At 69.9% G+C, this 12,550-nt stretch carries 10 protein-coding genes; 2 read left to right on the top strand and 8 right to left on the bottom strand.

The genetic code is table 11. From position 1 onward, the window contains the following. The 7 genes from J0670_RS14230 to aspS form a co-directional block, all read right to left on the bottom strand. Positions 1-894: ABC transporter transmembrane domain-containing protein (locus tag J0670_RS14230; RefSeq protein ID WP_307806522.1), on the bottom strand; the 894-nt coding region annotated here is incomplete at its 3' end. A 4-nt stretch (positions 895-898) separates the two neighbouring features. Further along, positions 899-1,924: a cytochrome d ubiquinol oxidase subunit II gene (gene cydB / locus J0670_RS14225; protein WP_207811917.1), complete on the bottom strand. Its 1,026-nt coding sequence runs from the start codon at positions 1,922-1,924 to the stop codon at positions 899-901. A 31-nt stretch (positions 1,925-1,955) separates the two neighbouring features. After that, entirely contained in the window at positions 1,956-3,500 is a 1,545-nt protein-coding gene (locus J0670_RS14220; protein WP_207811916.1) for a cytochrome ubiquinol oxidase subunit I, read from the bottom strand. Positions 3,501-3,843: 343 nt separating this feature from the next. Beyond that, positions 3,844-4,422, bottom strand: a complete 579-nt coding sequence (locus J0670_RS40275) for a Uma2 family endonuclease (protein WP_207811915.1) — start codon at positions 4,420-4,422, stop codon at positions 3,844-3,846. Positions 4,423-4,532: 110 nt separating this feature from the next. Next, on the bottom strand, positions 4,533-6,053 hold the full coding sequence (locus J0670_RS14210; RefSeq protein ID WP_307806521.1) for a HAMP domain-containing sensor histidine kinase: 1,521 nt from the start codon (positions 6,051-6,053) through the stop codon (positions 4,533-4,535). A gap of 12 nt (positions 6,054-6,065) precedes the next feature. Further along, positions 6,066-6,893, bottom strand: a complete 828-nt coding sequence (locus J0670_RS14205; protein ID WP_207811914.1) for a response regulator transcription factor — start codon at positions 6,891-6,893, stop codon at positions 6,066-6,068. A 183-nt stretch (positions 6,894-7,076) separates the two neighbouring features. Then, positions 7,077-8,384, bottom strand: a complete 1,308-nt coding sequence (aspS, locus tag J0670_RS14200) for an aspartate--tRNA(Asn) ligase (protein WP_207811913.1) — start codon at positions 8,382-8,384, stop codon at positions 7,077-7,079. Between the two features lie 504 nt (positions 8,385-8,888). On the opposite strand from aspS, the gene J0670_RS14195 reads away from it, so the two are divergent. Beyond that, positions 8,889-11,228 carry a transglycosylase domain-containing protein gene (locus J0670_RS14195; RefSeq protein ID WP_207811912.1) on the top strand — a complete coding sequence of 780 codons (2,340 nt, stop codon included), beginning with the start codon at positions 8,889-8,891 and terminating at the stop codon, positions 11,226-11,228. A gap of 52 nt (positions 11,229-11,280) precedes the next feature. On the opposite strand, the gene J0670_RS14190 is transcribed toward J0670_RS14195, so the two are convergent. Next, positions 11,281-11,874 (bottom strand): dihydrofolate reductase family protein, encoded by a 594-nt coding sequence (locus J0670_RS14190; protein ID WP_207811911.1) that lies wholly within the window; start codon positions 11,872-11,874, stop codon positions 11,281-11,283. A 72-nt stretch (positions 11,875-11,946) separates the two neighbouring features. Between J0670_RS14190 and J0670_RS14185 the strand changes: the two genes are divergently transcribed. Then, on the top strand, positions 11,947-12,525 hold the full coding sequence (locus J0670_RS14185) for a TetR/AcrR family transcriptional regulator (RefSeq protein WP_207811910.1): 579 nt from the start codon (positions 11,947-11,949) through the stop codon (positions 12,523-12,525). Positions 12,526-12,550 lie beyond the last annotated feature (25 nt).

Here is a 12,550-nt window from a genome sequence, read left to right as displayed (position 1 = left end):
GTAGAGCGCGCCGACCTGGCGGATCGGGAAGTACACCTCGGGGGCGAGGATCAGGACCAGCAGCCCGGTCTCCAGGTCGAGGGTGCCGTCCACCAGCCGGAAGCCGATGGTGACCGCGACCAGCGCGACGGACAGGGTGGAGAGCAGTTCCAGCGCGAAGGAGGAGATGAAGGCGATCCGCAGGGTGCGCAGGGTGGCGCGGCGGTAGTCGGCGGTGATCCGGGCGATGGTGGCGGCCTGGGCGCGGGCCCGGTTGAAGACCTTGAGGGTGGGGAGCCCGGCGACGACGTCGAGGAAGTGGTGCGAGAGCCGGGCGAGGGTGTTCCACTGCCGGTCCATCCGGGACTGCGTGGCCATCCCGATGAGCACCATGAACAGCGGGATCAGCGGGAGCGTCCCGGCGATGACGGCGGCCGAGGTGAAGTCGGCGCCGACGATCCGCAGCAGCACGACCACCGGGACGACCACGGCCAGCGCCAGCTGCGGCAGGTAGCGGGCGAAGTAGTCGTCCAGCGCGTCGATGCCGCGGGTGGCGAGGGTGGTGAGCTCGCCGGTGCGTCGGCCCGCCAGGTAGGACGGGCCGAGCGCGGTGGCGTGGTCGAGCAGCCGGCGCCGCAGGGTGGACTTCACCCGGGCGACGGACCGGTGCGCGGTGAGTTCGGTGAGCCAGCCGACCAGCCCGCGCCCGACGGCGGTCAGGGCGAGCAGCACCAGCGGGGTGGTCAGCTCGCCGAGGCCGGCCCCGCGCTGGAAGGCGCGGACCACGATCTCGGCGATCAGGCTCGCCTGGGCGACCACCAGGGCCGCGCCCGCCGCGCCGAGGAGCACGGATCCGGCGAGGAAGGCCCTGGTGGTGCGGGCGTACCCGAGGAGTCGGGGGTCGACCGGCTTCACGGCGTCAGGCCTGGTCGATCGGGGTGGCCGGGTGGTGCCCGGGGATGTGCTGGACCCCGATCCGCTTGCGGAACACCCAGTACGTCCAGCCCTGGTAGAGCAGCACCAGCGGGGTGAACACGGCCGCCACGATGGTCATCAGCTTGAGCGTGTACGACGCGGAGGAGGCGTTGCTGACGGTCAGGCTCCAGGCGTCGTTCAGGGTGGACGGCATGACGTTCGGGAAGAGCGCCAGGAAGAGCATCGCGACCGCGGCCACGATGGTCGCCCCGGAGAGGACGAACGCCCAGCCCTCGCGGCCGATCTGGTTGGCGGCCAGGGCGCCGAGCAGGGCCAGGACGGCGATGACCAGCGCGACCAGGCTGCGGCCGTTGCCGCTGTCGGCCTGGGTCCAGACCAGGAAGACCAGGGCGAGGACGGCGGTCGCCAGCCCCGCCGCCAGGGCGGCCTTGCGGGCCCGCTCGCGGATCTCGCCGACGGTCTTGAGCGCCGCGAACACCGCGCCGTGGAAGGTGAACAGGCTGAGCGTCACCAGGCCGCCGAGCAGCGCGTACGGGTTGAGCAGGTCCCAGAAGGTGCCGACGTAGTTCTTCTGCGCGTCGATGTCGACGCCGCGCACGATGTTGGCGAAGGCCACGCCCCACAGGAAGGCCGGGAGCAGCGAGGTCCAGAAGATGGCCTCCTCCCAGTTGCGCTGCCAGCGGGCGCCGTCGCGCTTGGCCCGGTACTCGAAGGCCACGCCGCGGATGATCAGGCAGACCAGGATGATCAGCAGCGGGATGTAGAAGCCGCTGAAGAGCGTCGCGTACCAGTCCGGGAAGGCGGCGAAGGTGGCGCCGCCGGCGGTCAGCAGCCAGACCTCGTTGCCGTCCCAGACCGGGCCGATGGTGTTGATCAGCACCCGGCGCTCGGAGGTGTTCCGGGCGAGCGGCTTGGTGAGGACGCCGATCCCGAAGTCGAAGCCCTCCAGGAAGAAGTAGCCGATCCACAGGACCGCGATCAGCACGAACCAGACGTCGTGGAGTTGCATGTCAGATCCTCAGTTCCCCAGTCGTCGTGGCTCAGTACGCGAAGGCGAGCGGCTTGTCGGCGTCCTCGTCCGAGGACGGTCCGCGCAGGGACGGGTCCTTGGCCGGAGGCTGCTCGGTCACCACCGGGCCGGCCTTGGCGTACTTGACCAGCAGCCGGACCTCGACGACGGCGAGGACGGCGTAGAGCGTGGTGAAGGTGACCAGGGCGCCGATCTGGGTGCCGACGCTGACGTTGGGGGAGACGGCGCTGGCCGTGGTCATCAGGCCGAAGACGGCCCAGGGCTGGCGGCCCATCTCGGTGAAGATCCAGCCGAAGCTGTTGGCGATCAGCGGGAATCCCATGGTCAGGATGCCGATCCGCCAGCTCCACTTGGTGAGCAGCGGGCCCAGCTCCCGCTTCGGGGTGAGCATCAGCCGGGGCACCTCGGTGTCGCCGGTGCGGAACTCGGGGCGCAGGAAGAGCTTGCGCCGGGTGGTCCAGAGGCCGACCAGGCCGGCCACGAAGGAGGTCATCCCGAAGCCGATCATGAGGCGGAAGCCCCAGAAGGTGACGAAGACGCTCGGGATGTAGTCCTTGGGGTCACCGCCGTGCTGGGCGGCCTCGGCGGCGGCGGTGTCGTTGATGCCGGGGACGGGCGAGCTGAAGTCGTTGTGGGCGAGGAAGGACAGCACCCCGGGGACCTCCAGGGCGACCGAGTTGTGGCCCTTGCTGACGTCACCGACCGCGAAGATCGAGAACGGTGCCGGCGACTGGGTCTCCCACAGCGCCTCGGCGGCGGCCATCTTCATCGGCTGCTGCTCGAACATGACCTTGCCGAGGGTGTCGCCGCTGAGCGCGGTGCCGGCGCCGAAGACCACCGCGAGGACCAGGCCGAGCCGCAGCGAGGTGCGCATGACGGCGGTCTTCTTGGGGTCGGCGGTCTCGGGCCTGCGCTTGGCCTTCCAGAGGTGGAAGGAGGCGATGCCGACCATGAACGCGGCGCCGGTGAGGAAGGCGGCGGTCAGGGTGTGGAAGACGACGGTGAGGGTGGTGTTCTGGAACAGCACCCTGGCGATGTCGGTGAGCTGCGCCTTCCCGGTGGCCGGGTCGATCGTGTAGCCGACCGGGTGCTGCATCCAGCTGTTGGCCGCCAGGATGAAGTAGGCGGAGAGCACGGTGCCCAGCGCGACCATCCACATGCAGGCGGCGTGAACCTTCTTCGGCAGCTTGTCCCAGCCGAAGATCCACAGGCCGATGAAGGTGGACTCGAAGAAGAAGGCGATCAGCGCCTCCATCGCGAGCGGGGCGCCGAAGACGTCACCGACGAAGCGGGAGTAGTCGGACCAGTTCATGCCGAACTGGAACTCCTGGACTATGCCGGTGACGACACCCATCGCGATGTTGATGAGGAAGAGCTTTCCCCAGAACTTGGTCGCATGGAAGTACTTCTCCTTGTTCGTCCGCACCCAGGCGGTCTCCAGCCCGGCCACGATGGCGGCCAGGCTGATCGTGAGCGGGACGAAGAGGAAGTGGTAGACGGTCGTGATGCCGAATTGCCATCGCGCGATGGTCTCGTGAGCGATTGCCAGTTCCACGTCGCCCTCTCTCCAAGCAGCCCCGGGTGGGGCGTTTCAGGACAAACTTCACCTATAGCCGTAGACCGCTGCTCAACCACGCAAGCTTGTCCGCTTGTGAACGTGAACACGTTCACAAGGGCCAGTATCCATCATCCTTACGAGGGAAGTGCAGGTGGGGTGGGGTTGACAGCCGTGTGCGATGCGTCACGCGACGCTCCGCGACCTGCCCAGTCTGCGGAGCGACCGACCACCGGAGCAACGAACGCCCGGGCGGAACCCGGCCACTTCTTGGCCGAACCGTCGCTTGACAGGGCTCACCGCCGCTCGCCCCGACGGGCGCGGGGTGCTACGGGCGGGCGGGTCAGGCCCGGCGCTCGCCGGTGATCTCGGGGCCGATCACGAAGCCCTTGGCCGGACCCTCCGGGATCACGGCCTCCTTGCCGTACGGGATCCGGGTCGAGGAGGCGTACTCACCGCGCGCGGGGTCCGGGCCGGTGAGGATGGTGACGACACCTCCGTCGTCGTAGTCGTCGATGATCACGTACACGGGGATGCCGGCGGCCGCGTAGGCGCGCGGCTTGAGGTCCTGATCCCGGCGGTCGCGGTCGTCGGGCCACACGATCTCAACGACGAGGGGAACCCCGGACGCCATCACCCCTACGCCCTCGGGGTGTTCGATCTCGGCAGTGTCGTCGGGCACCACGAGAACATCGGGCTTCATCGCCTTCCGATCGGCGATCACGTGTCGGCCTCGCACCGGTCGGTATCCCGTCCCTTTCAGGTGCCTCTTCAACGGCACCATGAGGCGGCCGACCACCGGTGCGTCGCGGACGCTGGTGAAGATGGTGATCGTGATGACGTCTTCATCGATCTCCGCGCGCGCATTCTTCGGGACGGCGATGGCCTTCCATCCCTCCCACAGCCTCTGGTCAATGTCCACGACGATCTCCTCGTGCCCGGGTCAGCACGTGGACCGTCGCACAGGGCCAGGGGGCTGACCGGGTGAACGGTGGTGGGTTCACTCGATCGAGGAATCCGCCGGAGAACCCGTCAGCCGTGCGCCGGCAGTTCGACCCGGAAGGTGGCGCCCTGGCCGGGGGCGGTGTCCAGGGTGAGGGTGCCGCCGTGCGCGCGGGTGAGGGCGGTGGCGATGGCGAGGCCGAGTCCGGCGCCGCCGCCGTTGTCCCGGCTGCGGGAGGCGTCGACCCGGTAGAAGCGGTCGAAGACCTGCTGGGCCTGCTCCTCGGTGAGGCCCGGACCGGAGTCGGCGACCTCCAACAGGCAGACGCCGTCGGCCCCGCCGCCGACCCCGATCCGGACCGGGGTGCCGGGCGGGGTGTGCTTGACCGCGTTGCCGACCAGGTTGGTGACCACCTGCCGCAGCCGCGCCTCGTCGCCGAGGACGGGCGCCGCGCCGGGCGCGCCCGTGCCCGAGGGGCCGGTGAGCGCGACCGGCCGGCTCGGGTCCAGGGCGGTGACGTCGTGCAGGGCGTCGGCGGCGAGGGTGCGCAGGTCCATCGGGGCGAGGTCGAGCGGGCGTTCCTCGTCGAGCCGGGCGAGCACCAGCAGGTCCTCGACCAGCGCGCCCATCCGGTCGGCCTCGCTCTCGATCCGGGTCATGGTCCGCTTGACGTCCGCCTCGGTGGGCAGCGCGCCCATCCGGTACAGCTCGGCGAAGCCCCGGATGCCGGCCAGCGGGGTGCGCAGCTCGTGCGAGGCGTCGGCGACGAACCGCCGCATCCGGGCCTCGGACTCGGCGCGGGCGGCGAAGGCCGCCTCGATCTGGGTGAGCATGCCGTTGAGCGCGATCGACAGCCGTCCGACCTCGGTGCCCGGGGACAGCTCCGGCATCCGGTACGACAGTTCGCCGGCGGCGATCCGCGCGGCGCCCTCCTCGATCCGCCACAGCGGCCGCAGCCCGGCCCGTACGGCGAAGAAGCCGAGTGCGGCGATCAGCAGCAGGACGCCCCCGCCGATCGCCAGGAAGGAGGTGCGCAGCCCGTCGATGGTGGTGTCGACGTCCTCGCGGGAGACGGCCACCATGACGTAGGTCGGGTTGGTGGTCGGCGAGGCGTACGCGCTGGAGCCGGGGGCGGAGCCGCCCGCCGCGGCGCCGGGCGGGTGGGGCGGCTGGAGCGGCAGCACCAGGACCCGCCAGCTGTGGTGGCCGCGCTGGTCGGGCAGGTCGAAGGGGACGTCCGGGGCGGTCTGGGTCGGGTCCAGCCCGGCCAGCTGCGGCGCCGGGTCGCTGTCCGAGACGGGCTGGCGCATGACCGCCTGGACCTTGCCGTCCGAGGACAGGTACTGCACCAGGTACTGGCTGGGCAGGCTGATCCGGCGGCCGGCGATGGCGGGTTTGCCGACGGTCGGCGCGGTCACCTGGGCCGGGGGCTTGCGCGACAGCGGCAGCCCGTACCGCTGGAGCTGCTCGTCCAGTTGCTCCACCAGCTGCGCGCGTACGGTGCCGAGCACGAAGGTGTCGCTCACCGCGAGCCCGGTGGTGACCAGCGCGAGCGCGAGCACCAGCAGCCGGGCGCGCAGCGACAGCCGGGAGGAGAACCGGGCGAACACGGGACGGACCGGTCAGCCCTGCGGGGGGCGGCGCAGCGCGTAGCCGATGCCGCGCACGGTGTGGATCAGCTTGGGGCCGTGCGCCGGGCCGGAGTCGAGCTTGCGGCGCAGGTAGGAGATGTAGGACTCGACGATGGAGAGGTCGCCGCCGAAGTCGTAGGCCCAGACGTGGTCGAGGATCTGCGCCTTGGACACCACCCGGCCGACGTTGGCCATCAGGTAGTGCAGCAGCTTGAACTCGGTCGGGGAGAGCGAGACGACGGTGCCGGCGCGGGTGACCTCGTGGGCGATCGGGTCGAGGGTGAGGTCGGCGACCATCAGCCGCCCGTCCTCGGCGGGTCCGCCGGCCCGGCGCAGGATCGCGCGGATCCGGGCTATCAGCTCTTCGAGGCTGAAGGGCTTGGTGACGTAGTCGTCGGCGCCGGCGGCCAGGCCCTGCACCTTGTCGCCGACGCCGTCCTTGGCGGTGAGGAACAGCACCGGCAGGGGGTCGCCGGGGTGGCCGTGCGCCGGGCTGGCGATCTGGCCCCGGCTGGCGCGCTCCCGCAGCTTCTCGACCACGGTGAACCCGTCGAGGTCGGGCAGCATCACGTCGAGCACCACGAGGTCCGGCCGCTCGACGGCGACCAGCTCCAGCGCCTCCGTGCCCGTCGCGGCTGAGGCCACCCGGAAGCCGGAGAACCGGAGCGAGGCGGCGAGCAGTTCGCGGATGTTCGGCTCGTCGTCCACGACGAGGAGGAAGGCCTCGCCCTGGCCGCCGGCCACGGTGGAGCCGCCCGGTGTGGTGACAGTGCCTTGCACGGGGGTTTCGCCTCCCGGTCGGACGATGACGTTCAGCATGAGGCTAGCTTCCGGAGGCTATGCGACATGGATGAATGTTGGATTAACACCTTATCCGGCGGTTTCCCCACGACAAGCCCTTCGGCGAGGGCTCGATGGTGTGCGTACGGACCCGACCGCGCACAGTGAACGTCCTGCCCCTCCCGGAGACCCGGGGCTCCGGGTCTCCGGACCGGCCGACTCCTACGGTTCGAGGCGGTGCGGCCCCCGGAAGAGGAAGGTCGCCTCGCGGAGCGAGGACAGGCCGAGGGCGAGCATCAGCAGCCGGCCGAGGCCGAGGCCGAAGCCGCCGTGCGGCGGAGTGCCGTATCGGAAGCAGTCGAGGTACCCGGAGAGCGGACCGGTGTCCATGCCCTTCTCCCGGGCCTGGGCGACCAGGCGGTCGTGACGGTGCTCGCGCTGGGCTCCGGTGGTGATCTCCAGGCCCTTCCACAGCAGGTCGAAGGACTCGGTGACGGTCGGGTCCTCCTCCGGCCGCAGGTGGTAGAACGGGCGGACGGAGGCCGGGAAGCCGGTCACGAAGACGAACTCGTGCCCGGTCTCCTCCGCGATCAGCCGGTGCAGGATGCGCTCGCCCTCGGGGTCGAAGTCCTCCTTGACGCCCTCCCGGTCCCAGCCGGTGGCTCGCAGCCTGGCGAGGGCGTCGGCCATCGTGATCCGCGGGAACGGCAGCTCGGGGACCGTGACGCGGGTACCGAAGTGCTCGGCGATCGCCGCACCGTGCCGCTCGGCGACGGCGGCGAGCACCCGGTGCAGCATCCGCTCCTCGAAGGCCATCACGTCCTCGACCCCGTCGACCCAGGCGATCTCGACGTCGACGCCGGTGAACTCCGTGGCGTGGCGCGAGGTGAAGGACGGCTCGGCGCGGAACACCGGCCCGATCTCGAAGACCCGGTCGATGCCGCCCGCGATGGCCATCTGCTTGTAGAACTGCGGGGACTGGGCGAGGTAGGCGGTGCGGTCGAAGTAGCCGACCTCGAACACCTCGGCACCCGACTCGGAGGCCGTGCCCATGAGCTTGGGCGTGTGCAGCTCGGTGAAGCCCTCCTCGGCGGCGACCTCGCGCATCGCCTGCTCGACGGTGGTCTGGACGTCGAAGACCAGGTGCTGGGAGGGCCGCCGGAGGTCGAGGAAGCGCCAGTCCAGGCGCTGGTCGACGCCGGTCCTCTCGTCGATCGGCAGCCTGGGCTCGGCGAGCGAGACGACCTCGACGCTCTCCGGGACGATCTCCAGGCCGCCCAGCTTGACCTGCGGGTTCTCGACCACCTTGCCGGTGACCTTCACGGCGGACTCGACCGTCACGCGCTCGAAGGCCTGCTCGATCACGTCGTGCTCCCCGCCACGCCGGTGGGTGACCTGCACGAGCCCGGTGTGGTCCCGGACGAGGACGAACTGCATCCGCCGCTGCAGCCGGAGCGTGTTCACCCAGCCGTAGACGGTGACCGTCTCGTCGAGGTGGGGGCGGAGGTCTGCGACGAGGGTACGGGTCATGACGGGAACTCCCCGGGTTTGCGGACGCGTTGGTCGCGCCACGTCGACGGGCGGTAGACGGCCGCCCTGGGCTCGTTCACCCTAGGGGACGGGGCCGCGCGCGATCACCTCATTTACCCGGTCCGGCAGGCCGAGCCGGCCGCCGAGCAGAAACTCGCAGAACGGAACCCAAGTCACATAACGCCCTCTCAGGTCATTCCGGATCCATCGACCGCACCCGCGCCGGAGCCCCGGGCGGCTTCGGCCCAGAACGCCGGACCTCCCGGGAGCGAGCAACCTTTCGCCCCGCTCGCGGCATCAACGGAAGCGAAGGGCCACGGGAGGAGAGGGGCGCCGCACGCGAGGCGAGTCGAATCGGGTACAGAATTCCGCATTTCACTCCACCCATTCAGTACGTGTACGACTTGACCTGTCGGAGTCGACTTCCGGGTTCTGTTGCACAGCCGTGACAGCCACTCACGAAAAATCGTTCGACCAGCAAGCTCCGAGGGTTAGCATTCCGGAATGGAATCGAATCTCCCGCCGATACGAAATTCCTCCGACGACGCCGAACTCCGCCCGTCCCGCAACGCGCCGCTTCGGCTGGCCCGCTCCGGTGCGACCTTCCTGGGCGTGAGCGTCGTCTCCGGTGTGCTGCTGGCGGGCCTCGTCCTGCCCGCCGCCGGCGGGATCGGGCTGACCGCCAAGGGCACGGCGGAGAGCTTCCAGAACATCCCCGACGACTTCAAGACCCCGCCGCTCACCCAGGCCACCCAGATCTTCGACGCCAAGGGCGGCCTGATCGCCAAGGTCTACGAGCGCGACCGCACCGTCATCGCCCCCGAGCTGATGTCGCCGTACATGCGGCAGGCCCAGGTCGACATCGAGGACGCCCGTTTCTACGAGCACGGCGCCGTCGACCTCAAGGGCGTCCTCCGCGCCATCAGCAAGAACGCGGAGAGCGGCACCACCTCCCAGGGCGCGTCCACGCTGACCCAGCAGTACGTGAAGAACGTCAACGTGGAGAAGGCCGGCGACGACCAGGACGCCGTCCTGGAGGCCCAGCGCAAGACCCTGGGCCGCAAGATCCAGGAACTCAAGGTCGCGATCAAGCTGGAGGAGGAGCTGAGCAAGGACCAGATCCTCACCAACTACCTCAACATCACGTACTACGGGAACGGCGCCTACGGCGTGGAGGCCGCCTCCCAGCGCTACTTCAGCAAGCCCAACAAGGACCTGACCATCGCCGAGGCGGCGACGCTCGCCGGGCTGGTGCAGAACCCGTCGCAGTACGACCCGAAGCGCTACCCCGACAACGCGGTCAAGCGCCGCAACGTCGTCATCGACAAGATGCTGGAGAACAAGCACATCACCGCCGACCAGGCGAAGGAGGCCAAGGCCGCCCCGCTCGGCCTCAACTACCGGGATCCGCAGAACGGTTGCATCACCGCCCAGGCCGGCATGGGCTTCTTCTGCGACTATGTGCGCCACGTGGTCAAGCAGGACCCGGCGTTCGGCCCGGACGCCGCCGAACGCAAGAAGTTCTGGGCCCAGGGCGGTCTGAACATCTACACCACGCTGGACCCGGACAAGCAGGCCGCCGCCCAGAACGCGGTGAGCAGCAACGTGCGGGTCACCGACAGCGTCTCCGCCGCCGCCACCATGATCGAGCCCGGCACCGGCAAGATCCTCGCCATGGCGCAGACCCGCCCGTACGGCCTGGTGAAGGAGAAGAACCAGACCGTCGTCAACCTCAACGTCGACGCGGCGATGGGCGGCGGCAACGGCTTCCAGCCCGGCTCCACGTTCAAGCCGGTCGTCGCGGCCGCGGCCCTGGAGGCGGGCCTGCCGGCGACCCAGGAGTACTCGGCCCCGAACAAGCTCGAATACCCGACGATGAAGACCTGCGAAGGGACCTGGAAGAACGAGGCCCGGCCCAAGACGGAGGTGCCCAACGAGAACCCGAACGAGAAGGGCCCCTACCAGCTGAAGACGGCGATGGCCCTCTCGGTCAACACCTACTTCGTGCAGATGGAGCAGGAGATCGGCCTCTGCGCGGTCAAGCAGATGGCCAACAAGCTCGGCATCACCGCCAAGGCCAGCGGCAAGCCCCTGGAGGAGGTCCCCGCGATGGCCCTGGGCGTCGAGGAGATGAGCCCGCTGACCATGGCGAACGTCTACGCGACCTTCGCCGCCGAAGGCACCCACTGCGACCCGATCGCGATCAACAGGATCACCACCGTGGACGGCAAGGACGTCCCCGTCCCGGCCGGCCGCTGCGAGAAGGCGTTCTCCGAGTCGACGGCACGAGCCATGAACACCATCCTGAACGGCGTGACCGAGAACAAGGGCACCGGCGCGGCGCTCAACCTGGATGACGGTCGGCAGATCGCCGGCAAGACCGGCACCTCGGACCGCAAGAGGGCCGCCTGGTTCAACGGCTACACCCCGCAGCTCGCCACCGCGGTCTGGCTCGGCGGCCCCGCCGGCGGCGTCGAGATGCGCAACATCACCATCAACGGGAAGTACCACACCGAGGTGTTCGGCGCCGACGGCCCCGGCCCGATCTGGCAGGACGCCATGAACCAGGCCCTGCGCGGCACGCCCAAGAAGTCCCTGCCGATGGACGACATCCCCGACTCCGTGTCCAGGACCGACTCGTCGTCCAGGCCCGAGTCCACGTCCAAGCCCGACTCGTCGTCCAAGCCCGAGTCCACGTCCAGGCACGACCCGGCGTCCAAGCCCGAGTCCACCTCCAAGCCCGACTCGTCGTCCAAGCCCGAGTCCACCTCCAAGCCCGACCCGGGCAACATCGGGGACGACACCGACTCGCCGTCCACCACCCCGCCCGGCTCGCAGCACTGACCGATGGCACGACGGTGGCCCCTTGCTCACTCGCAAGGGGCCACCGTCGTGTCTAACGGCGGGTGAGACGGGTGAAGGTGACGCCGCCGGGGAAGGCGGTGCGCTCGGCGACGTCGAACACGGTGGGGTCGAAAGCGCCGTCGAAGGCCGGGATTCCCGCGCCGGCGACCACCGGGTAGTTCTTGATGAGCAGTTCGTCGATCTCGGGCAGGAGGGCGCCCGCGAGCTTGCCGCCACCGCAGAGCCACACGTCCAGGCCGGTGCCCTCCTCCTGCTTGAGCGCGCGGACGAGGGCGAGCGGGTCGTCCGGGACGACGGTGACGGCCGGGTCCGTACCGGGCCCGAGGGTGCTGGAGACCACGTACTGGCGCAGGTGCGCGTACGGGCTGGTGATCCCCGCGTCGAGGGCGGGGCGGTAGGCGCCGAGGCCCATGAGGACGGTGTCGAAGCGCCGGTTGGGCGCGTCGGTGAGGCCCGAGGCGGCGCGGTAGGCGGTCGGGACGGTCTCGGGGTACAGGGCGCCGTGCCAGGCGTAGTAGGCGGCGGTCTGCTGTTCGTCACCGGCGGGGAAGAAGTCGGCCTCGCCGCCGGGGCCGGAGATGCGGCCGTCGAGCGTGACGGCGACGTAGTACACGAGCTTTCGCATAAGCTGATGACTCCAAGCGCAGTACTATGAGCGAAGTGGTTTGATCGTAGTACTACAGATGGAGTGGTGTCCATGGTGAGACGGAACGACCAGCGGCGCGCCGCCCTCGTCGACGCCGCGATCGAGGTGCTGGCCAAGGACGGCGCACGGGGCCTGACGTTCCGGGCGGTGGACGTGGAGGCCGCCGTACCCGCCGGCACGGCGTCCAACTACTTCGCCAGCCGCGACGACCTGCTCACCCAGGCCGGCGCCCGCGTGTACGAGCGGCTCCAGCCCGACGAGGCCACGATCACCCGCCAGCGGGAGGCCGGCCGCGACCGCGAGACCTACGCGGAGCTGATGCGTGAACTCGTGGGCCGCGTCGCCTCGTTCCGGACCGGCTACCTCGCGCTGCTCGAACTCCGCCTGGAGGCCACCCGCCGCCCCGAACTGCGGAAGGTCCTCACCGAACGGGTCCGGGCCGACGTCGACGCCAACGTCGCCTACCACGAGGCGTCCGGCCTGCCGGGCGACGCCATGGCCGTCAAGTTGCTGATCCTGGCGCTGAACTGGCTGATCGTCGAACAGCTCACCCTGCCGGACGTCTTCACCGAAGCCGAGCGTGAAGAACTGGTGGCAGCCGCGGTCGAGCGCATCGTGGCGGCGGAGTAGCCGGGAGGCATCCGGCCCCGGGCAC

The organism is Streptomyces sp. FH025, assembly GCF_017427025.1.
Classification (GTDB): Bacteria; Actinomycetota; Actinomycetes; order Streptomycetales; family Streptomycetaceae; genus Kitasatospora.
Note: the sequence above shows the minus strand (reverse complement) of the source record. Positions and strands in the feature narration are given on the sequence as shown.